The 20,630-nt window shown below is 58.5% G+C and carries 20 protein-coding genes; 18 read left to right on the top strand and 2 right to left on the bottom strand.

The annotated features are described in order from the left end of the window. Nucleotides 1-164: 164 nt before the first annotated feature. Together rpoB and rpoC are read left to right on the top strand one after the other, a co-directional pair. Nucleotides 165-4,310 carry a DNA-directed RNA polymerase subunit beta gene (gene rpoB / locus PY308_RS09965; RefSeq protein ID WP_275790778.1) on the top strand — a complete coding sequence of 1,382 codons (4,146 nt, stop codon included), beginning with the start codon at nt 165-167 and terminating at the stop codon, nt 4,308-4,310. A gap of 192 nt (nt 4,311-4,502) precedes the next feature. Continuing rightward, on the top strand, nt 4,503-8,711 hold the full coding sequence (rpoC, locus tag PY308_RS09970; protein ID WP_275790780.1) for a DNA-directed RNA polymerase subunit beta': 4,209 nt from the start codon (nt 4,503-4,505) through the stop codon (nt 8,709-8,711). Nucleotides 8,712-8,826: 115 nt separating this feature from the next. Here rpoC and PY308_RS09975 read toward each other — a convergent pair whose 3' ends face one another. Together PY308_RS09975 and PY308_RS09980 are read right to left on the bottom strand one after the other, a co-directional pair. Beyond that, nucleotides 8,827-9,282 carry a hypothetical protein gene (locus PY308_RS09975; protein ID WP_275790782.1) on the bottom strand — a complete coding sequence of 152 codons (456 nt, stop codon included), beginning with the start codon at nt 9,280-9,282 and terminating at the stop codon, nt 8,827-8,829. A gap of 55 nt (nt 9,283-9,337) precedes the next feature. Continuing rightward, nucleotides 9,338-9,634: a transcriptional regulator gene (locus tag PY308_RS09980; protein WP_275790784.1), complete on the bottom strand. Its 297-nt coding sequence runs from the start codon at nt 9,632-9,634 to the stop codon at nt 9,338-9,340. 570 nt (nt 9,635-10,204) lie between these two features. Between PY308_RS09980 and rpsL the strand changes: the two genes are divergently transcribed. The 16 genes from rpsL (at nt 10,205) to rplN (ending at nt 20,627) form a co-directional block, all read left to right on the top strand. After that, nucleotides 10,205-10,576, top strand: a complete 372-nt coding sequence (rpsL, locus tag PY308_RS09985) for a 30S ribosomal protein S12 (protein ID WP_003507760.1) — start codon at nt 10,205-10,207, stop codon at nt 10,574-10,576. A 95-nt stretch (nt 10,577-10,671) separates the two neighbouring features. Next, the gene (gene rpsG, locus PY308_RS09990; protein ID WP_113247978.1) at nt 10,672-11,142 is read left to right on the top strand and encodes a 30S ribosomal protein S7; all 471 of its coding nucleotides are present in this window, start codon (nt 10,672-10,674) and stop codon (nt 11,140-11,142) included. A gap of 29 nt (nt 11,143-11,171) precedes the next feature. Continuing rightward, complete coding sequence (gene fusA / locus PY308_RS09995) at nt 11,172-13,271, top strand: elongation factor G (protein ID WP_275790789.1); 2,100 nt, start codon at nt 11,172-11,174, stop codon at nt 13,269-13,271. Between the two features lie 71 nt (nt 13,272-13,342). Next, nucleotides 13,343-14,518, top strand: coding sequence for an elongation factor Tu (tuf, locus tag PY308_RS10000; RefSeq protein ID WP_275790763.1), 1,176 nt, complete (start codon nt 13,343-13,345; stop codon nt 14,516-14,518). Nucleotides 14,519-14,805: 287 nt separating this feature from the next. Next, a complete protein-coding gene (gene rpsJ, locus PY308_RS10005; RefSeq protein ID WP_003507767.1) occupies nt 14,806-15,114 on the top strand; it encodes a 30S ribosomal protein S10 in 309 nt (102 codons plus the stop codon). A 140-nt stretch (nt 15,115-15,254) separates the two neighbouring features. Further along, entirely contained in the window at nt 15,255-15,935 is a 681-nt protein-coding gene (gene rplC, locus PY308_RS10010) for a 50S ribosomal protein L3 (RefSeq protein ID WP_275790834.1), read from the top strand. A 12-nt stretch (nt 15,936-15,947) separates the two neighbouring features. Continuing rightward, nucleotides 15,948-16,568 carry a 50S ribosomal protein L4 gene (gene rplD, locus PY308_RS10015; RefSeq protein WP_275790835.1) on the top strand — a complete coding sequence of 207 codons (621 nt, stop codon included), beginning with the start codon at nt 15,948-15,950 and terminating at the stop codon, nt 16,566-16,568. Next, nucleotides 16,565-16,858, top strand: coding sequence for a 50S ribosomal protein L23 (locus tag PY308_RS10020; protein WP_275790836.1), 294 nt, complete (start codon nt 16,565-16,567; stop codon nt 16,856-16,858). Before rplD ends, PY308_RS10020 begins: the two co-directional genes overlap by 4 nt. Nucleotides 16,859-16,869: 11 nt before the next feature. Then, entirely contained in the window at nt 16,870-17,706 is an 837-nt protein-coding gene (rplB, locus tag PY308_RS10025) for a 50S ribosomal protein L2 (protein ID WP_275790837.1), read from the top strand. 15 nt (nt 17,707-17,721) lie between these two features. Further along, nucleotides 17,722-18,000 carry a 30S ribosomal protein S19 gene (gene rpsS / locus PY308_RS10030; RefSeq protein WP_275790838.1) on the top strand — a complete coding sequence of 93 codons (279 nt, stop codon included), beginning with the start codon at nt 17,722-17,724 and terminating at the stop codon, nt 17,998-18,000. A 2-nt stretch (nt 18,001-18,002) separates the two neighbouring features. Beyond that, the gene (rplV, locus tag PY308_RS10035; protein ID WP_018328280.1) at nt 18,003-18,392 is read left to right on the top strand and encodes a 50S ribosomal protein L22; all 390 of its coding nucleotides are present in this window, start codon (nt 18,003-18,005) and stop codon (nt 18,390-18,392) included. Then, on the top strand, nt 18,392-19,105 hold the full coding sequence (rpsC, locus tag PY308_RS10040; RefSeq protein ID WP_275790839.1) for a 30S ribosomal protein S3: 714 nt from the start codon (nt 18,392-18,394) through the stop codon (nt 19,103-19,105). Before rplV ends, rpsC begins: the two co-directional genes overlap by 1 nt. A 38-nt stretch (nt 19,106-19,143) precedes the next feature. Further along, nucleotides 19,144-19,557, top strand: a complete 414-nt coding sequence (gene rplP, locus PY308_RS10045; protein ID WP_018239489.1) for a 50S ribosomal protein L16 — start codon at nt 19,144-19,146, stop codon at nt 19,555-19,557. 12 nt (nt 19,558-19,569) lie between these two features. Further along, nucleotides 19,570-19,770 carry a 50S ribosomal protein L29 gene (rpmC, locus tag PY308_RS10050; protein WP_275790840.1) on the top strand — a complete coding sequence of 67 codons (201 nt, stop codon included), beginning with the start codon at nt 19,570-19,572 and terminating at the stop codon, nt 19,768-19,770. Between the two features lie 12 nt (nt 19,771-19,782). Then, nucleotides 19,783-20,019 carry a 30S ribosomal protein S17 gene (rpsQ, locus tag PY308_RS10055; RefSeq protein ID WP_275790841.1) on the top strand — a complete coding sequence of 79 codons (237 nt, stop codon included), beginning with the start codon at nt 19,783-19,785 and terminating at the stop codon, nt 20,017-20,019. Nucleotides 20,020-20,258: 239 nt separating this feature from the next. Next, a complete protein-coding gene (gene rplN / locus PY308_RS10060; protein WP_018328276.1) occupies nt 20,259-20,627 on the top strand; it encodes a 50S ribosomal protein L14 in 369 nt (122 codons plus the stop codon). The last annotated feature ends 3 nt before the right edge of the window (nt 20,628-20,630 follow it).

Consider the following 20,630-nt stretch of genomic DNA (forward strand, 5'->3'; position numbering starts at 1 on the left):
GGTAATGGGTTCTTCAAGAGGATGGTCTCGAACCGAACTGCCAGGCGAACCGGCCGGCTGCTTCGGGAAGTGAGACGAGTTTGAACGATCCATTAATTGACGGAACCGCCTGGCCAGCGGTGGCCGTCTGTTGCAGGCCCGGGTGCAATTTTAAAGGAGCGACGATGGCTCAGACCCTTTCGTTTAACGGTCGCAGGCGCGTACGCAAGTTTTTCGGTAAAATTCCAGAAGTCGCAGAAATGCCGAACCTCATCGAGGTTCAGAAGGCATCCTACGACCAGTTCCTCATGGTCGACGAGCCACAGGGCGGTCGTCCGGACGAGGGGCTCCAGTCCGTTTTCAAGTCCGTCTTCCCGATCACGGATTTCTCCGGCGCTTCGATGCTCGAATTCGTATCCTACGAGTTCGAACAGCCGAAGTTCGACGTCGAGGAATGCCGTCAGCGCGATCTGACCTATGCTGCGCCGCTCAAGGTGACGCTGCGCCTCATCGTGTTCGATATCGACGAGGATACGGGCGCAAAGTCCATCAAGGACATCAAGGAACAGAACGTCTACATGGGCGACATGCCGCTCATGACCAACAACGGTACGTTCATCGTCAACGGCACCGAGCGCGTCATCGTCTCCCAGATGCACCGTTCGCCAGGCGTGTTCTTCGACCATGACAAGGGCAAGAGCCATTCGTCGGGCAAGCTTCTGTTTGCGGCCCGCGTCATTCCGTATCGCGGCTCCTGGCTGGACATCGAGTTCGATGCCAAGGACGTTGTCCATGCACGTATCGACCGCCGCCGCAAGATTCCCGTCACATCGCTTTTGATGGCGCTCGGCATGGATGGCGAATCCATTCTCGAGACATTCTATACCAAGTCGCTCTACGCCCGTGACGGCAAGGGCTGGCGGATTCCTTTCCAGCCGGAAACCTTGAAGGGCCAGAAGGCTTTGTCCGACCTGATCGACGCCGATACCGGCGAAGTGGTCGTTGAGTCCGGCAAGAAGCTGACGCCGCGCCTGTTGAAGACGCTGACGGAAAAGGGCCTCAAGGCCATCAAGGCGACCGACGACGAACTTTATGGCAACTTCCTCGCCGAAGATCTCGTCAACATGCAGACGGGCGAGATTTTCCTCGAAGCCGGCGACGAGATCGACGAGAAGACGCTCGGCGTCATCCTGGCATCAGGGTTCGATGAGATCCCCGTTCTGGATATCGACCATATCAATGTGGGTGCCTATATCCGCAACACGCTGGCCGTGGACAAGAACGAGAATCGTCAGGATGCTCTGTTCGATATCTACCGCGTCATGCGTCCGGGTGAGCCGCCGACAATGGATTCGGCCGAAGCCATGTTCAATACGCTGTTCTTCGATGCCGAGCGCTACGATCTTTCGGCCGTCGGCCGCGTAAAGATGAACATGCGTCTCGATCTCGACGCTGCAGACACCGTTCGCACGCTTCGCAAGGAAGACATCTTGGCCGTGGTCAAGATGCTGGTCGATCTCCGCGACGGCAAGGGTGAAATCGACGACATCGACAATCTCGGCAACCGCCGTGTGCGTTCGGTCGGCGAATTGATGGAAAACCAGTACCGTCTCGGCCTGCTCCGCATGGAGCGCGCGATCAAGGAACGTATGTCCTCGATCGAAATCGATACGGTCATGCCGCAGGATCTGATCAACGCCAAGCCGGCGGCTGCGGCCGTTCGCGAATTCTTCGGCTCTTCGCAGCTGTCGCAGTTCATGGACCAGGTCAATCCGCTGTCGGAAATCACCCACAAGCGCCGCCTTTCGGCTCTTGGACCGGGCGGTCTGACGCGCGAACGTGCGGGCTTCGAAGTCCGCGACGTTCATCCGACCCATTACGGCCGTATCTGCCCGATCGAAACGCCGGAAGGTCCGAACATCGGTCTGATCAACTCGCTGGCGACCTTTGCCCGCGTCAACAAGTACGGCTTTATCGAAAGCCCTTACCGCAAGATCATCGACGGCAAGGTTACAAAGGACGTCGTCTATCTCTCGGCGATGGAAGAAGCCAAGTATCACGTGGCCCAGGCCAACTCCGAGCTGAATGCGGATCAGTCCTTCGTCGAAGAGTTTGTCGTTTGCCGTCATGCCGGCGACGTCATGCTTGCGCCGCGCGATATCGTCAACCTGATGGATGTGTCGCCGAAGCAGCTCGTTTCGGTCGCCGCAGCGCTTATCCCGTTCCTGGAAAACGACGACGCCAACCGTGCTTTGATGGGCTCCAACATGCAGCGCCAGGCCGTGCCTCTGCTGCGTGCCGAAGCGCCTTTTGTCGGCACCGGCATGGAACCGATCGTTGCCCGGGACTCCGGTGCAGCGATTGCAGCCCGTCGCGGCGGTGTGGTTGACCAGGTCGATGCGACCCGTATCGTTATCCGGGCAACGGAAGATCTCGAGTCGGGCAAGTCCGGCGTCGATATCTACCGTCTGCAGAAATTCCAGCGCTCCAACCAGAACACCTGCGTCAACCAGCGTCCGCTGGTCACCGTCGGTGACATCCTGAACAAGGGTGACATCATCGCGGACGGTCCTTCGACCGATCTCGGCGATCTGGCGCTCGGCCGCAATGCGCTCGTCGCGTTTATGCCGTGGAACGGCTACAACTACGAAGACTCGATCCTGCTTTCCGAGCGGATCGTCCGCGACGACGTGTTCACGTCCATCCACATCGAGGAATTCGAAGTGATGGCACGCGACACCAAGCTGGGTCCGGAAGAAATCACGCGTGACATTCCGAACGTTTCGGAAGAGGCGCTGAAGAACCTCGACGAAGCCGGCATCGTTTATATCGGTGCGGAAGTCCAGCCCGGCGATATCCTTGTCGGCAAAATCACGCCGAAGGGCGAAAGCCCGATGACGCCGGAAGAAAAGCTTCTGCGCGCCATCTTCGGCGAAAAGGCGTCCGACGTTCGCGACACCTCCATGCGCATGCCTCCGGGCACCTTCGGCACCATCGTCGAAGTCCGTGTCTTCAACCGCCACGGTGTGGAAAAAGACGAGCGTGCGATGGCGATCGAGCGGGAAGAGATCGAGCGTCTTGCCAAGGACCGCGACGACGAACAGGCGATCCTTGACCGCAACGTCTACTCCCGTCTCCTCGACATGCTGCGCGGCCACGTCGCTGTTGCAGGTCCGAAGGGCTTCAAGAAGGGCACTGAGCTCTCCAACGCCGTCATTTCTGAATATCCTCGCTCGCAGTGGTGGATGTTCGCGACGGAAGACGAAAAGGCTCAGGGCGAAGTCGAAGCGTTGCGTGGGCAGTACGACGAATCCAAGTCGCTGCTTGAGCATCGCTTCATGGACAAGGTCGAGAAGGTCCAGCGCGGCGATGAAATGCCTCCGGGCGTCATGAAGATGGTCAAGGTCTTTGTCGCTGTGAAGCGCAAGATCCAGCCGGGCGACAAGATGGCCGGCCGTCATGGCAACAAGGGTGTCGTGTCGCGGATTGTTCCGGTCGAGGACATGCCGTTCCTCGAAGACGGCACGCATGTCGACGTGGTGCTGAACCCGCTCGGCGTTCCCTCCCGCATGAATGTCGGCCAGATTTTGGAGACGCATCTGGGCTGGGCCTGCGCCGGCATGGGCAAGAAGATCGGCGCCATGCTCGACGCCTACAAGGCTGGGTCTGAAATTCAGCCGCTCCGCGACGTGATCGATAGCGTTATCGGTTCCGGTCCAAAGGGTGAGCCGATCAAGGACTATGACGACGAATCGATCGTTCGTCTGGCCGAGCAGACCCGTCGCGGCGTATCCATCGCCACCCCGGTGTTCGACGGCGCGGTGGAAGCCGATGTCAACGAGATGCTGGAACAGGCGGGGCTGAAGGTTTCGGGCCAGTCGACGCTGTATGATGGCCGGACCGGCGACCAGTTCGACCGTCAGGTAACTGTCGGCTACATCTACATGCTGAAGCTGAACCACCTTGTCGATGACAAGATCCACGCCCGTTCGATCGGTCCTTACTCGCTCGTGACCCAGCAGCCATTGGGCGGCAAGGCGCAGTTCGGCGGTCAGCGTTTCGGGGAAATGGAGGTCTGGGCTCTGGAAGCTTACGGCGCCGCCTACACCCTGCAGGAAATGCTGACGGTGAAGTCCGACGACGTGGCCGGTCGTACCAAGGTCTATGAGGCGATCGTCCGAGGCGACGACACCTTCGAGGCGGGTATTCCCGAGAGCTTCAACGTTCTTGTCAAGGAAATGCGCTCACTGGGCCTTTCCGTCGAACTGGAGAATTCCAAGCTCGACGAGCTCAACGCCGCGAACCAGCAATTGCCGGACGCAGCCGAGTAGAAAATCGAGGTGCGTGCCGCCGTAGCGGCGGCGCGCACCATTTCCGCCCGCGTTTCGCGTTGATGAAACCGGGTAGGAAATGCGGCCGCATTGACTGCGGTTTTATCCATTTCAGGGCTGCGGTCCGGCTCCCGGGATTTGCCGGAACCGTCCAGCCAAGATGAGGGCGATACGCCCACGAAGGAGATAGGCATGAACCAAGAGGTCATGAACCTTTTCAATCCGCAGGTGCCTGCACAGACATTCGATTCCATCCGGATCTCGATTGCGTCGCCGGAGAAGATTCTCTCCTGGTCCTATGGCGAGATCAAGAAGCCGGAAACGATCAACTATCGCACGTTCAAGCCGGAACGCGATGGCTTGTTCTGCGCGCGCATCTTCGGCCCCATCAAGGATTACGAATGCTTGTGCGGCAAGTACAAGCGCATGAAGTACAAGGGCATTATCTGCGAAAAGTGCGGCGTCGAAGTGACGTTGTCGCGCGTTCGTCGCGAGCGCATGGGCCATATCGAGCTTGCCGCTCCCGTTGCCCATATCTGGTTCCTGAAGTCCCTGCCGAGCCGCATCGCGACGCTGCTCGACATGACGCTGAAGGATATCGAACGTGTTCTCTACTTCGAGAACTACATCGTCACCGAGCCTGGCCTGACGTCGCTGAAAGAAAATCAGCTTCTGTCGGAAGAGGAATACATGATTGCCGTCGACGAGTTCGGCGAAGATCAGTTCACGGCGATGATCGGTGCGGAAGCCATCTACGAGATGCTTGCCTCGATGAATCTCGAGAAGATTGCCGGTGACCTGCGTCAGGACATGGCCGACACCACGTCGGAACTGAAGCAGAAGAAACTGATGAAGCGCCTGAAGATCGTTGAGAACTTCATGGAGTCAGGCAATCGCCCGGAATGGATGATCATGAAGGTCGTTCCCGTGATCCCGCCGGACCTGCGTCCGCTGGTGCCGCTGGATGGTGGCCGTTTCGCGACGTCCGACCTGAACGATCTCTATCGCCGCGTCATCAACCGTAACAACCGTCTGAAGCGCCTGATCGAACTCCGCGCTCCGGGCATCATCATACGCAACGAAAAGCGCATGCTGCAGGAATCTGTGGACGCGCTGTTCGACAACGGCCGTCGTGGCCGTGTCATTACCGGCGCCAACAAGCGTCCGCTGAAGTCGCTGTCCGACATGCTCAAGGGCAAGCAGGGCCGCTTCCGCCAGAACCTTCTCGGCAAGCGCGTCGACTATTCAGGCCGTTCGGTCATCGTGACCGGTCCGGAACTGAAGCTGCACCAGTGCGGCCTGCCGAAGAAGATGGCGCTCGAACTGTTCAAGCCGTTCATCTATGCCCGCCTCGACGCCAAGGGTTATTCCTCGACCGTCAAGCAGGCCAAGAAGCTGGTCGAGAAGGAAAAGCCGGAGGTCTGGGATATCCTCGACGAGGTCATCCGCGAGCACCCGGTTCTCCTGAACCGTGCGCCGACGCTTCACCGTCTGGGCATCCAGGCGTTTGAGCCGATCCTGGTCGAAGGCAAGGCTATCCAGCTGCATCCGCTCGTCTGCACGGCCTTCAACGCCGACTTCGACGGCGACCAGATGGCCGTCCACGTGCCGCTGTCGCTCGAAGCCCAGCTTGAAGCCCGCGTTCTGATGATGTCGACCAACAACATCCTCCACCCGGCAAACGGCGCGCCGATCATCGTTCCCTCGCAGGACATGGTTCTCGGTCTCTATTATCTGTCGATCATGAACCAGAACGAGCCTGGCGAAGGCATGGCCTTCTCCGATCTGGGCGAACTGCATCACGCGCTTGAAACCAAGTCGGTGACGCTGCACGCCAAGATCCGTGGCCGTTTCAAGACCGTGGATGCCGACGGCAAGCCCGTTTCGAAGATTTTCGAAACGACGCCGGGCCGTATGCTCATCGGCGAACTTCTGCCGAAGAACGTCAATGTGCCGTTCGACGTCTGCAATCAGGAACTGACCAAGAAGAACATCTCCAAGATGATCGATACGGTCTACCGCCACTGCGGCCAGAAGGACACGGTCATTTTCTGCGACCGCATCATGCAGCTCGGCTTCGCCCATGCCTGCCGCGCCGGTATTTCGTTCGGCAAGGATGACATGGTCATTCCGGAAACCAAGGCCAAGATCGTCGGTGATACCGAAAGCCTGGTGAAGGAATACGAACAACAGTACAATGACGGCCTGATCACGCAGGGCGAAAAGTACAACAAGGTCGTCGATGCCTGGGGCAAGGCCACCGAGAAGGTCGCCGAAGACATGATGGCCCGCATTAAGGCTGTCGAATTCGACGAAAAGACCGGTCGCCAGAAGCCGATGAACGCGATCTACATGATGAGCCACTCCGGTGCCCGCGGTTCTCCGAACCAGATGCGTCAGCTGGGCGGCATGCGTGGCCTGATGGCCAAGCCGTCGGGCGAAATCATCGAGACGCCGATCATCTCGAACTTCAAGGAAGGCCTGACCGTTAACGAGTACTTCAACTCGACCCACGGCGCCCGTAAGGGTCTTGCAGACACCGCCCTGAAGACCGCGAACTCCGGTTACCTGACCCGCCGTCTCGTTGACGTCGCGCAGGATTGCATTGTCAATTCGGTGGATTGCGGAACTGAGACCGGCCTCACCATGACCGCCATCGTCGATGCCGGTCAGGTCGTTGCCTCCATCGGTGCCCGCGTTCTCGGCCGTACCGCACTCGATAACATCGATCATCCGGTGACGGGCGAACGCATTGTCGATGCTGGCCGCATGATCCTCGAAGCCGATGTTGTCGAGATCGAAAAGGCCGGCATCCAGTCGATCCGGATCAGGTCGGCTCTGACCTGCGAAATCCAGACCGGCGTTTGCGGCGTCTGCTATGGGCGCGACCTTGCCCGTGGAACACCAGTCAACATGGGTGAGGCCGTCGGCGTCATCGCGGCGCAGTCGATCGGCGAGCCGGGCACGCAGCTCACCATGCGCACGTTCCACCTTGGTGGCACGGCAACGGTGGTCGACCAGTCGTTCCTGGAAGCGTCCTACGAAGGAACGATCCAGATCAAGAACCGCAACATGCTGCGCAACTCGGACAACGTTCTCGTTGCCATGGGCCGTAACATGGCTGTCCAGATTCTGGACGAACGTGGCGTGGAGCGCTCATCGCAGCGTGTCGCCTATGGTTCGAAGATCTATGTCGACGATGGTGACAAGGTGAAGCGAGGCCAGCGTCTTGCCGAGTGGGATCCCTACACCCGTCCGATGATGACGGAAGTGGAAGGAACGGTCCATTTCGAAGATATCGTCGATGGTATTTCCGTTCTGGAAGCGACCGACGAGGCAACCGGTATCACCAAGCGTCAGGTTATCGACTGGCGTTCGACGCCGCGCGGTATCGATCTGAAGCCGGCGATCGTCATCAAGGACAAGAACGGTGCGGTTCTGAAGCTGGCGCGAGGCGGCGACGCCCGTTTCATGCTTTCGGTCGATGCCATTCTTTCGGTGGAGCCGGGCAACAAGGTCTCCCAGGGTGATGTGCTCGCACGTTCGCCGCTGGAAAGCGCCAAGACGAAGGACATCACCGGCGGTCTGCCGCGTGTTGCCGAACTCTTTGAAGCGCGCCGCCCGAAGGATCACGCCGTCATCGCCGAAATCGACGGTACGGTCCGCTTTGGCCGCGACTATAAGAACAAGCGTCGCGTGCTGATCGAGCCTGCGGAAGACGGTGTCGAGCCTGTCGAATACCTGATCCCGAAGGGCAAGCCCTTCCATCTTCAGGATGGCGACTACATTGAAAAGGGCGACTACATCCTCGACGGCAACCCGGCGCCGCATGACATCCTGGCGATCAAGGGCGTGGAGGCACTCGCTTCCTATCTCGTGAACGAAATTCAGGAAGTCTATCGTCTGCAGGGCGTTGTGATCAACGACAAGCACATCGAAGTGATCGTTCGCCAGATGCTGCAGAAGGTGGAAGTGACCGATGCCGGTGACTCGATGTATATCGTCGGCGACAGCGTCGATCGCATCGAGCTTGACGATGTCAATGATCAGTTGATCGAACAGGGCAAGAAGCCGGCCTATGGCGACCCGGTCCTGCTCGGCATCACCAAGGCATCGCTGCAGACCCCGTCCTTCATCTCGGCCGCTTCCTTCCAGGAAACGACCAAGGTGCTGACGGAAGCCGCGATCGCCGGCAAGACGGATGGCCTGCAGGGTCTGAAGGAAAATGTCATCGTCGGCCGTCTCATCCCGGCCGGTACCGGTGGCACCATGACCCAGATCCGCCGCATTGCGACCGCGCGCGACGAGATGATCCTTGAAGAGCGCCGCAAGGGTACGGGTGCAGAGATTGCGACCCCGATGCTGACCGACATGGCAAAGGCGGACGCCGCAGCCGAGTAAGGTTTGAAAGGCGAGGGCGGTTCTGCCGCCCTCAGAACGACGATCGAAAAAGCCGCTCGGAGCGATCCGGGCGGCTTTTGTTTGCGATAATAGACAATGGAGAGGGGCTGCTGACCTATTGTTCGGGACGATCAACATACCTTGCATAGTCGCAGATAGACGTAAAATAGAACGTCTGTCCCGCAAACTCCGTTTTCATCACACCAAGTTCGATCAATCCAAATTTATCATTGTTGTAATAGAAGGCGGCGTTGAGGAAGTCCCCCAGCCTCCCGCAGTCTCCGAAACCAGAACCTGTGTAGATAGGCAGGGTTTTCTGGTCGAAATCGCCTTTCACGATGTGCTCGATTTCGAAATCGCCGCGGGTGACTCGTGTGGCCTCGTCCGTTGATGCCGGATCCCGTATCTCTACGCCGTAGGTGACCGTCCGCATGCGTCCTTTCAGAACGAGGTGGGCGTCAGAAAACTTTTGCTTATCCGAACTCTCTTCGCAACTGCAGGCATATGCTTCCGAGGCCGTCGCGACCCAAAGAACGAGAGCGGCGAGAAAGACGGCTTGCAGGATTTTCATTATCGATTTCTCTGTTGCTCGGCCGCTTTATTGTAGACCGCCACTGTCAAAATTCTTATCCAAACCGGATGATCGCCACTTCTCCCGTCAGCGCGCCCTGATAGGCCGAGGCATGCGGCTCGTCTTCCGGCACGTCGGTCAATGTGCCGATCTGGTCGAGATCGGCTTCAAGAAAGCCTTCTTCCGACAGTGCGTTCAGGGCCTCGCGGACGGCGGTGTCGTCGTCGGGCGCGCGTAGCATGACGTGAATCTCGACACCATCATTATCTCCGTCCCGTTCATAGGCTTTGCCGATGATGATGAAGACCATCGGTTCGTCGAGATTGTTGTCGTTGTCTGGCGTGGCCGTCATCGCGATGTCCTCTTTCGTCAATGTTGGTGAAGACACTACCCCATCGCCTTGCTGTGCGCTGCAAAAAATCGCGTTGGCCGGTGGATCTTGCGGGCCGACCGATTCTTCGAAACACTGGGCTGCGAATCTGTTTCATGATTCTTTACGGCAGGTCTCGACTTGTTTGATTCATCGGTTTGGAACGTTCGCAATACGCCTCAGCCTCCCTCAAAAGCCTTGTTTTGCAGGCATGTCAGGCCCATGCAGCCAAGATTCTTTGTTAACTCCTCTTGACGGCACACCCTTAAATCAGTACACCCCGCCGCATCGGAGCCCATGTGAGGCTGGCTGTTTCGGAACGTCGCGTTCTGGAGTTCGCCTCAAACAAGACTCCCAAACGCACGCGAGACTGAAAATGCTGCACGCACGACGCCGGAAAGCTGGCGTCCTCTGCTTTTTTGCGGGCCATCTGCCGAAAGGCGGATTGGTCCTCGTTTTGCGCATTTGTACGGTCGAAACGTTCGACGCCGCCGGTAACGGCACCGATCCGCCCGCAAGGGTAAAGAGACAGAATTTGTAAGGGATGGTTATATGCCTACCGTAAACCAGCTGATCCGCAAGCCGCGTCAGGCACAGGTAAAGCGCAACAAGGTTCCTGCCCTGCAGGAAAACCCGCAGAAGCGTGGCGTTTGCACGCGCGTTTACACGACGACCCCGAAGAAGCCGAACTCGGCTCTGCGTAAGGTTGCCAAGATCCGCCTGACCAATGGCTTTGAAGTCATCGGCTATATTCCGGGTGAAGGCCACAACCTTCAGGAACACTCCGTTGTCATGATCCGCGGCGGCCGCGTCAAGGACTTGCCGGGCGTTCGTTACCACATCATCCGCGGTGTTCTCGATACCCAGGGCGTCAAGAACCGCAAGCAGCGCCGTTCGAAGTACGGTGCCAAGCGTCCGAAGTAAGTCGTGTCCGAAGTCCTTCGGGTTCCGCAATTTTAAGGTGCTGCGCGAGGTTCTCCGCGTGTTAAGGCATCCGTTCAAGTTTGAGAGACAAAACTATGTCACGTCGTCACAGTGCAGAAAAGCGCGAGATCAACCCGGATCCCAAGTTCGGCGATCTGGTGGTCACCAAGTTCATGAACGCCATCATGCTTCATGGTAAGAAGTCGGTTGCTGAAAACATCGTTTACGGTGCGTTCGATCTGGTCCAGGGCAAGCTGAAGCAGGAGCCGGTCACCGTGTTCCATTCCGCTCTCGACAACATCGCACCGCATGTCGAAGTGCGTTCGCGCCGCGTCGGTGGTGCAACCTACCAGGTTCCGGTCGATGTCCGTCCCGAGCGCCGTCAGGCTCTCGCCATCCGCTGGCTGATCGCTGCCGCCCGCAAGCGCAACGAAACCACCATGATCGATCGCCTCTGCGGCGAACTCATGGATGCTGCGAATGGCCGTGGTTCCGCTGTCAAGAAGCGCGAAGACACCCACAAGATGGCAGACGCCAACCGTGCATTCTCGCATTATCGCTGGTAATCGACGTACAATTTCGAAAGGCAGTCATTATGGCTCGCGAATATAAGATCGAAGACTACCGCAATTTTGGGATCATGGCGCATATCGACGCCGGCAAGACCACGACCACCGAGCGGATTCTGTATTACACCGGCAAGTCCCACAAGATCGGCGAAGTCCATGACGGCGCTGCTACCATGGACTGGATGGAGCAGGAGCAGGAACGCGGCATCACCATCACGTCTGCTGCGACCACGACCTTCTGGAAGGGTCGTGACGGCAAGATGCGCCGCTTCAACATCATCGACACCCCCGGCCACGTCGACTTTACCATCGAAGTCGAGCGTTCGCTGCGCGTTCTCGACGGTGCCATCGCTCTGCTGGACGCCAACGCAGGTGTGGAGCCGCAGACGGAAACCGTCTGGCGCCAGGCCGAGAAGTACCATGTCCCGCGGATGATCTTCTGCAACAAGATGGACAAGACCGGCGCGGATTTCTACCGTTCGGTTGAGATGATCAAGACTCGACTCGGTGCCATTGCCGTTGTCATGCAGCTGCCGATCGGCGCTGAAAGCGACTTCAAGGGCGTTATCGACCTGATCGAGATGAATGCCCTCATCTGGCGCGACGAGTCGCTCGGCGCCCAGTGGGATGTCGTCGAGATTCCGGACGACATGAAGGAAAAGGCCGCGCAATATCGCGAACTGCTCATCGAGACTGTCGTCGACATCGACGAAACCGCGATGGAAAACTACCTGAACGGCATCATGCCGGACAATGAGCAGATCCGTGCCCTGGTTCGCCGCGGCACCATCGACGTGAAGTTCCACCCGATGTTCTGCGGTACTGCGTTCAAGAACAAGGGCGTACAGCCTCTGCTCGACGCCGTTGTCGAATACCTGCCGTCGCCGCTCGACATTCCGTCGATCAAGGGCATCGACGTCAAGACCGAAGCCGAAATCGCCCGTCATCCGTCGGATGAAGAGCCTTTGTCGATGCTCGCCTTCAAGATCATGAACGACCCCTTCGTTGGTTCGCTCACCTTTGCCCGTATCTATTCCGGCAAGCTCTCCAAGGGCACGTCGGTCATGAACACGGTCAAGGAAAAGCGCGAGCGCGTCGGCCGCATGCTGCAGATGCATTCCAATTCGCGTGAAGACATCGAAGAAGCCTTTGCCGGCGACATCGTTGCTCTCGCAGGCCTCAAGGAAACCACGACCGGCGACACGCTCTGCGATCCGCTGCATCAGGTTATCCTCGAGCGCATGGAATTCCCCGAGCCGGTCATCCAGATCGCCATCGAGCCGAAGACCAAGGGCGACCAGGAAAAGATGGGCCTCGCGCTCAACCGCCTTGCAGCTGAAGATCCCTCGTTCCGCGTAAAGACGGATGAAGAATCCGGCCAGACGATCATCGCCGGCATGGGTGAACTTCACCTCGACATCCTTGTCGACCGCATGCGCCGCGAATTCAAGGTAGAAGCCACCGTCGGCGCGCCGCAGGTTGCCTACCGTGAATCGATCACGCGCAAGCACGAGGAAGACTACACGCACAAGAAGCAGTCTGGTGGTACCGGTCAGTTCGCGCGCGTCAAGATCATCTTCGAACCAAATCCCGATGGCGACGATTTCAAGTTCGAATCGAAGATTGTCGGCGGCACGATCCCGAAGGAATACATCCCCGGGGTTCAGAAGGGTATCGAAAGCGTTCTGTCGTCCGGACCGCTGGCTGGCTTCCCGATGCTCGGCGTCAAGGCGACGCTCATCGACGGTGCCTTCCATGACGTTGACTCCTCGGTCCTCGCCTTCGAAATTGCCTCCCGCGCCTGCTTCCGTGAAGCGGCAAAGAAGGCTGGCGCCCAGCTGCTTGAGCCGATGATGAAGGTCGAAGTTGTGACGCCGGAGGATTATGTCGGTGACGTCATCGGCGATCTGAACTCGCGTCGCGGTCAGATCCAGGGCCAGGAATCGCGCGGTATCGCCGTCGTGATCAACGCCAATGTGCCGCTGGCCAACATGTTCAAGTACGTGGACAACCTGCGCTCGATGAGCCAGGGCCGTGCACAGTACACCATGACATTCGATCATTATGCGCCGGTTCCATCGAACGTGTCGCAGGAAATCCAGGCAAAGTATTCCGGTCAGAAGTGATCGGGCTTAAAGCCAGCTGACAGAAACAAGCGAATTAACCCCTCACGGGGTCAGAAAATGGAGAGCCGGAAATGGCAAAGAGCAAATTTGAGCGCAACAAGCCGCATGTCAACATTGGCACGATCGGCCACGTGGACCATGGCAAGACGTCGCTGACGGCGGCGATTACGAAGTATTTCGGCGAATACAAGGCCTATGACCAGATCGACGCCGCTCCGGAAGAGAAGGCCCGTGGCATCACCATCTCGACGGCACACGTCGAATACGAGACGCCGGCCCGCCACTATGCCCACGTCGATTGCCCCGGCCACGCCGACTACGTCAAGAACATGATCACCGGTGCTGCCCAGATGGATGGCGCGATCCTGGTCTGCTCGGCCGCCGATGGCCCGATGCCGCAGACCCGCGAGCACATCCTGCTCGCCCGCCAGGTCGGCGTTCCGGCGATCGTGGTGTTTTTGAACAAGGTCGACCAGGTTGACGACGCCGAGCTTCTCGAGCTCGTCGAACTGGAAGTGCGCGAACTTCTGTCGTCCTACGACTTCCCGGGCGACGACATCCCGATCATCAAGGGTTCGGCTCTGGCCGCGCTCGAAGATTCGGACAAGAAGATCGGCGAAGATTCGATCCGCGAGCTGATGGCCGCCGTCGACGCCTATATCCCGACGCCTGAGCGTCCGATCAACCTGCCGTTCCTGCTGCCGATCGAAGACGTGTTCTCGATCTCGGGCCGTGGTACGGTCGTGACCGGCCGCGTCGAGCGCGGCATCGTCAAGGTCGGCGAAGAAGTCGAGATCGTCGGCATCCGCGCCACGACCAAGACGACGGTGACCGGCGTTGAAATGTTCCGCAAGCTGCTTGACCAGGGCCAGGCCGGCGACAACATCGGCGCGCTGATCCGCGGCGTCACCCGTGACGGCGTCGAGCGTGGCCAGATCCTGTGCAAGCCGGGTTCGGTCAAGCCGCACAAGAAGTTCATGGCAGAAGCCTACATCCTGACGAAGGAAGAGGGCGGCCGTCATACACCGTTCTTCACCAACTACCGTCCGCAGTTCTACTTCCGCACGACGGACGTGACCGGCATCGTGTCGCTTCCGGAAGGCACGGAAATGGTCATGCCGGGCGACAACGTCACGGTTTCGGTCGAGCTGATCGTTCCGATCGCGATGGAAGAAAAGCTGCGCTTCGCGATCCGCGAAGGCGGCCGCACCGTCGGCGCCGGCATCGTTGCCTCGATTGTTGAATAACAATCGATAGGAAGCGGCGCGTAAAAGCGCCGTTTCGTCGATCATTTTGTTGGTCGAAGCATGCGATTGCATCGTATGCCTCTCGAATTGACGGAAGCGCGAAAAAAACGCGCTTCCGTGGGCGTTCGATCATTGTGTCGGACGTCATTTCCGTATATGTGGCGGGTCGAATTGCAGAAACGGACAGAGAGCGATTTGCTCTTTGCGCTCTTTGAAGCATCAGCACCCGGAAACGAACGACGAACTGCCTCATCTGGGGTATTCGCTTAACAACAAGGATAACTCGAATGAACGGCCAGAATATCCGTATCCGCCTCAAGGCGTTTGATCACCGGATTCTTGATGCCTCCACGCGGGAAATCGTTTCGACGGCCAAGCGCACAGGCGCTTCGGTCCGTGGTCCGGTGCCGCTTCCCACTCGGATTGAGAAATTTACGGTCAACCGTTCGCCCCACGTCGACAAGAAAAGCCGTGAACAGTTCGAGATGCGCACCCATAAGCGCCTTCTCGATATCGTTGATCCGACACCGCAGACAGTTGACGCGCTGATGAAGCTCGATCTTGCTGCGGGCGTAGACGTCGAAATCAAGCTTTAAAAACAAGGAAGGTACGTGGATCTCGGTCCAACGGCTTCCAAAAACGGGCGACCCGATGATCTCGCAAGGATACTAGGGAGACCTTAAACCAGAGGTGCAACGGGGTTCGCTCCGGTGCTAACTCTCAAGAGGAATGAACCATGCGTTCAGGTGTGATTGCACAGAAAGTTGGGATGACCCGCGTCTATAACGACGCCGGTGAGCATATCCCGGTTACAGTATTGCAGATGGAAAATTGCCAGGTCGTGGCCCATCGCACAGACGAAAAGAATGGCTACACCGCAGTTCAGCTCGGTGCCGGCCTCGCCAAGGTCAAGAACACAAGCAAGCCGTTGCGCGGCCAGTTTGCCGCCGCGAATGTGGAGCCGAAGGCGAAAGTCGTCGAGTTCCGCGTGACGTCGGACAATCTGATCGACGTCGGCGCCGAACTCACCGCAAGCCATTTCGTTACGGGCCAACTCGTCGACGTGACCGGCACCTCGTCGGGTAAGGGTTTTGCTGGTGCCATGAAGCGCCACAACTTCGGCGGTCTTCGTGCAACGCACGGCGTTTCCGTATCACACCGCTCGCACGGTTCGACGGGTTCCAACCAGGATCCGGGCCGCGTCTGGAAGGGCAAGCGCATGGCTGGTCACATGGGCCAGACGCGCATCACCACTCAGAACCTTGAAGTGGTGTCCACCGATGAAGACCGCGGTCTGATCCTCGTCAAGGGCGCCGTACCCGGCTCCAAGGGCACCTGGATCGTCGTTCGCGACGCCATCAAGTCCGGCACCCCGGCTGACGCTCCGCGTCCCGCCGCCGTGCGCGCAGCCAAGTAAGGGGGCCAGATCATGGATCTCAACGTCACCACACTCGAAGGCAAAGAAGCCGGCCAGGTCTCCCTGTCCGATGCGATTTTCGGCCTCGAGCCCCGTGAAGATATCATTGCCCGCGTCATTCGCTGGCAGCTTGCCAAGAAGCAGCAGGGCACGCACAAGGCCAAGGGTCGCGCGGAAGTCGCTCGCACCGGCGCCAAGATGTTCAAGCAGAAGGGGACCGGCCGCGCCCGTCACCATTCGGCTCGCGCTCCGCAGTTTCGCGGCGGTGGTAAGGCGCATGGCCCGGTTGTTCGCAGCCATGCCCATGACCTGCCAAAGAAGGTTCGCGCGCTTGGCTTGCGTCATGCGCTGTCAGCCAAGCTCCGTGCCGAAGAACTGATCATCGTCGACAACTTGGTTGCTACCGAAGCCAAGACGAAGACTCTGACCGGCGCTTTCGCAACGCTGGGTCTGACCAACGCCCTCTTCATTGGCGGCGCAGAACTGGACAACAATTTCAAGCTCGCAGCCCAGAACATCCCGAATGTGGACGTTCTGCCGGTTCAGGGCATCAATGTTTACGATATTCTGCGCCGTGGCACGCTCGTGCTGTCCAAGGCTGCAGTTGAAGCTCTCGAGGAGCGGTTCAAATGACTGACCTTCGCCACTACGATGTGATCCTCGCTCCGTCGATCACCGAAAAGTCGACGCTGGTTTCTGAACAGAACCAGATCATCTTCAACGTCGCCAAGGGTGCGTCGAAGCCGGAAATCAAGGCTGCGATCGAAGCGCTGTTCGGCGTCAAGGTCACGGCTGTGAACACGCTGATCCGCAAGGGCAAGCTGAAGCGTTTCCGCGGTTTCGCCGGCCGGCAAAAAGACGTCAAGAAGGCCATCGTCACACTTGCTGACGGTCAGTCCATCGACGTCTCCACCGGACTCTGAGGAATAGAAAAATGGCATTGAAAAGTTTCAATCCGACCACCCCGAGCCAGCGTCAGCTGGTCATCGTCGATCGGTCCGGCCTCCACAAGGGCAAGCCGGTCAAGTCGCTGACCGAGGGCCTGTCTTCCAAGGGCGGTCGCAACAATACCGGTCGCATCACGGTGCGCTACCAGGGCGGCGGTCACAAGCGGACCTATCGACTGGTCGACTTCAAGCGTCGCAAGTTCGACGTCGAAGGCACGGTCGAGCGTCTCGAATACGACCCGAACCGCACCGCGTTCATCGCCCTGATCAGCTATGCGGACGGCCAGCAGGCCTACATCATCGCTCCGCAGCGTCTTGCCGCAGGCGACAAGGTGATCGCTTCGGAAAAGCAGGTTGACGTGAAGCCGGGCAACACCATGCCGCTTCAGTTCATGCCGGTTGGTTCGATCGTTCACAACGTCGAGATGAAGCCGGGCAAGGGCGGTCAGATCGCCCGTTCCGCCGGTGCTTACGTTCAGCTGGTCGGTCGCGACCAGGGCATGGCGATCCTTCGTCTGTCGTCTGGCGAACAGCGCCTGGTGCATGGCTCCTGCCTCGCAACGGTCGGTGCAGTCTCCAATCCGGACCACGGCAACATCAACGACGGCAAGGCCGGCCGTTCGGTGTGGCGTGGCAAGCGTCCGCACGTTCGCGGCGTCGTCATGAACCCTGTTGACCATCCGCACGGCGGTGGTGAAGGCCGCACCTCGGGTGGCCGTCATCCGGTTTCGCCTTGGGGCAAGCCCACCAAGGGCAAGCGTACGCGCTCGAACAAGTCCACCGACAAGTTCATCATGCGCTCGCGTCATCAGCGTAAGAAGTAAGAGAGGAAGTCTCCAATGACTCGTTCAGTATGGAAAGGTCCGTTTGTTGACGGCTATCTTCTCAAGAAGGCTGAGAAGGTTCGTGAAGGCGGTCGTAACGAAGTGATCAAGATGTGGAGCCGTCGCTCCACCATCCTGCCGCAGTTCGTCGGTCTGACCTTTGGTGTTTACAACGGCAGCAAGCATATCCCGGTCAGCGTCAACGAAGACATGATCGGACATAAGTTTGGCGAATTCTCTCCGACCCGGACCTATTACGGTCACGGTGCGGACAAGAAGGCAAAGAGGAAGTAATTATGGGCAAGGCAAAAGCCGAACGCCGGCTGAAGGATAATGAAGCGCAGGCAATTGCGCGCACGATCCGCGTCAGCCCCCAGAAGCTCAACCTGGTTGCTGCGATGATCCGCGGCAAGAAGGTCGACCGGGCTCTGGCCGAACTCGAGTTTTCGCGCAAGCGGATCTCGGACACCGTCAAGAAGACACTGGAATCCGCAATCGCAAATGCGGAGAACAACCACGACCTCGACGTCGACAGCCTGATCGTCGCGGAAGCCTACGTCGGCAAGTCCATCGTCATGAAGCGTTTCCACGCTCGTGGCCGCGGTCGTGCATCGCGTATCGAAAAGCCTTTCGCGCATCTGACGATCGTTGTTCGCGAAGTCGAAGCCAAAGGGGAGGCCGCATAATGGGTCAGAAGATCAATCCAGTCGGTTTCCGCCTCGGCATCAACCGTACCTGGGATAGCCGCTGGTTCGCGGATAATGCCGAGTACGGTCAGCTTCTTCACGAAGACCTGAAGATCCGTGCCTATGTCATGGAAGAACTGAAGCAGGCCGGCATCGCCAAGGTCGTCATCGAGCGTCCGCACAAGAAGTGCCGCGTCACGATCCACTCGGCTCGCCCTGGCCTGATCATCGGCAAGAAGGGCGCGGACATCGAAAAGCTGCGCAAGAAGATCGGCGAGATGACCAAGTCGGAAACGCATCTCAACATCGTTGAAGTGCGTAAGCCGGAAGTCGATTCGACGCTGGTCGCCCAGTCGATCGCCCAGCAGCTTGAACGCCGCGTGGCTTTCCGCCGTGCAATGAAGCGCGCCGTTCAGTCTGCCATGCGTCTTGGCGCCGAAGGCATCAAGATCACTTGCGGCGGCCGTCTCGGTGGCGCTGAAATCGCTCGTACCGAATGGTACCGCGAAGGCCGCGTTCCCTTGCACACGCTTCGCGCCGACATCGATTACGGTGTGGCTGAAGCCAAGACTGCCTTCGGCATCTGCGGCATCAAGGTCTGGATCTTCAAGGGAGAAATCCTTGAGCATGATCCGATGGCTTCCGAGCGTCGCGCGTCCGAAAGTGACGCACAGGGTCCGAGCAGCAACAACCGTCGCCGCGAAAACGCGTAACAGTCGTTCCTGGCAGCTAATATCGGAGAATTAAAAAAATGTTGCAGCCAAAGCGCACTAAGTACCGCAAGCAGTTCAAGGGACGCATCAAGGGCGTTGCCAAGGGCGGTTCCGACCTTGCTTTCGGTGAATTCGGCCTGAAGTCTCAGGAGCCGAACCGCGTCAACGCACGCGAAATCGAAGCGGCTCGCCGCGCGATCACCCGTCACATGAAGCGTGCCGGCCGTGTGTGGATCCGCGTATTCCCGGACGTTCCGGTCACGGCGAAGCCGACCGAAGTTCGTATGGGTAAAGGTAAAGGTTCGGTCGAATATTGGGCTTGCAAGGTCAAGCCCGGCCGAATGATGTTCGAAATCGACGGCGTCAGCGAAGAACTCGCCCGTGAGGCGCTTCGCCTTGGTGCTGCGAAACTCTCTGTCAAGACGCGCTTCGTTCAGCGCATTGCAGAGTAAGGAGTAAAGCCCATGAAAGCCACCGAAGTTCGCGGCCTCAGCGCCGACCAGCTCAACGAACAGCTTGCCAACCTGAAGAAGGAGCAGTTCAACCTGCGCTTCCAGAAGGCGACCGGCCAGCTCGAAAAGTCGTCGCGCATCAATGAAGTCCGCAAGGACATTGCGCGCGTCAAAACCATTGCCCGCCAGAAGGCGGCAGAAGCCAAGGCTTAAGGATCTAAGAATATGCCAAAACGCATTCTGCAGGGCACCGTCGTCAGCGACAAAAACGAAAAGACCGTCGTGGTCCGTGTCGAGCGTCGCTTCGCGCACCCTATCTTCCAGAAGACCGTTCGCCGGTCCAAGAAGTACAAGGCGCATGACGAGAACAACCAGTACAAGGTCGGCGATCAGGTTTCCATTCAGGAATGCGCGCCGATTTCCAAGGACAAGACCTGGACGGTTGTTTCCGTTCAGTCCTAATTCCTGAGGAGTTTCGCATCCGGCTCTTGCGCTGGCTGCGAAAATCTGTATGAAACAGCGCAAGGACGCTCGGCTACGAGCGTTCTTTTGCTTTGAGCGCACGGAAGGTCCGTTTTCGGAAACCACCCTGGCAACGATCGATCCCGCGCGAGAACAGAAATTCAGAAGCTGGAACAGGGGGCCCTCAATCTGATGAGGTTGGCCCAACCGGTTCGGTCACAACAAGAAGGCGACCTGACATGATTCAGATGCAAACAAACCTCGACGTGGCGGATAATTCCGGCGCACGTCGTGTCATGTGCATCAAGGTGCTGGGCGGCTCCAAGCGTAAATATGCTTCGGTCGGCGACATTATCGTCGTTTCGATCAAGGAAGCTATTCCGCGCGGCCGCGTCAAGAAGGGTGATGTGATGAAGGCGGTTGTCGTGCGCACCGCGAAAGACATCCGTCGTCCGGACGGCAGCGTCATCCGGTTCGATAACAACGCAGCCGTTCTTATCGACAACAAGAAAGAGCCGATCGGCACCCGTATCTTCGGACCGGTTCCGCGCGAACTTCGCGCCAAGAACCACATGAAGATCATCTCGCTGGCTCCAGAAGTGCTGTAAGGA

It is taken from the genome of Pararhizobium gei (assembly GCF_029223885.1).
Taxonomy (GTDB): domain Bacteria; phylum Pseudomonadota; class Alphaproteobacteria; order Rhizobiales; family Rhizobiaceae; genus Pararhizobium; species Pararhizobium gei.

Bases quoted from the DNA above. Each gene is read 5' to 3' on its own strand.
- rpsJ (WP_003507767.1), top strand. From the start codon at position 14,806: ATGAACGGCCAGAATATCCGTATCCGCCTCAAGGCGTTTGATCACCGG.
- rpsQ (WP_275790841.1), top strand. From the start codon at position 19,783: ATGCCAAAACGCATTCTGCAGGGCACCGTCGTCAGCGACAAAAACGAA.
- rpoC (WP_275790780.1), top strand. From the start codon at position 4,503: ATGAACCAAGAGGTCATGAACCTTTTCAATCCGCAGGTGCCTGCACAG.
- PY308_RS10020 (WP_275790836.1), top strand. From the start codon at position 16,565: ATGACTGACCTTCGCCACTACGATGTGATCCTCGCTCCGTCGATCACC.
- rplD (WP_275790835.1), top strand. From the start codon at position 15,948: ATGGATCTCAACGTCACCACACTCGAAGGCAAAGAAGCCGGCCAGGTC.
- rpsC (WP_275790839.1), top strand. From the start codon at position 18,392: ATGGGTCAGAAGATCAATCCAGTCGGTTTCCGCCTCGGCATCAACCGT.
- rplB (WP_275790837.1), top strand. From the start codon at position 16,870: ATGGCATTGAAAAGTTTCAATCCGACCACCCCGAGCCAGCGTCAGCTG.
- rplP (WP_018239489.1), top strand. From the start codon at position 19,144: ATGTTGCAGCCAAAGCGCACTAAGTACCGCAAGCAGTTCAAGGGACGC.
- PY308_RS09975 (WP_275790782.1), bottom strand. From the start codon at position 9,282: ATGAAAATCCTGCAAGCCGTCTTTCTCGCCGCTCTCGTTCTTTGGGTC.
- rplV (WP_018328280.1), top strand. From the start codon at position 18,003: ATGGGCAAGGCAAAAGCCGAACGCCGGCTGAAGGATAATGAAGCGCAG.
- fusA (WP_275790789.1), top strand. From the start codon at position 11,172: ATGGCTCGCGAATATAAGATCGAAGACTACCGCAATTTTGGGATCATG.
- rpoB (WP_275790778.1), top strand. From the start codon at position 165: ATGGCTCAGACCCTTTCGTTTAACGGTCGCAGGCGCGTACGCAAGTTT.
- tuf (WP_275790763.1), top strand. From the start codon at position 13,343: ATGGCAAAGAGCAAATTTGAGCGCAACAAGCCGCATGTCAACATTGGC.
- PY308_RS09980 (WP_275790784.1), bottom strand. From the start codon at position 9,634: ATGACGGCCACGCCAGACAACGACAACAATCTCGACGAACCGATGGTC.
- rpsG (WP_113247978.1), top strand. From the start codon at position 10,672: ATGTCACGTCGTCACAGTGCAGAAAAGCGCGAGATCAACCCGGATCCC.
- rpmC (WP_275790840.1), top strand. From the start codon at position 19,570: ATGAAAGCCACCGAAGTTCGCGGCCTCAGCGCCGACCAGCTCAACGAA.
- rplC (WP_275790834.1), top strand. From the start codon at position 15,255: ATGCGTTCAGGTGTGATTGCACAGAAAGTTGGGATGACCCGCGTCTAT.
- rpsS (WP_275790838.1), top strand. From the start codon at position 17,722: ATGACTCGTTCAGTATGGAAAGGTCCGTTTGTTGACGGCTATCTTCTC.
- rpsL (WP_003507760.1), top strand. From the start codon at position 10,205: ATGCCTACCGTAAACCAGCTGATCCGCAAGCCGCGTCAGGCACAGGTA.
- rplN (WP_018328276.1), top strand. From the start codon at position 20,259: ATGATTCAGATGCAAACAAACCTCGACGTGGCGGATAATTCCGGCGCA.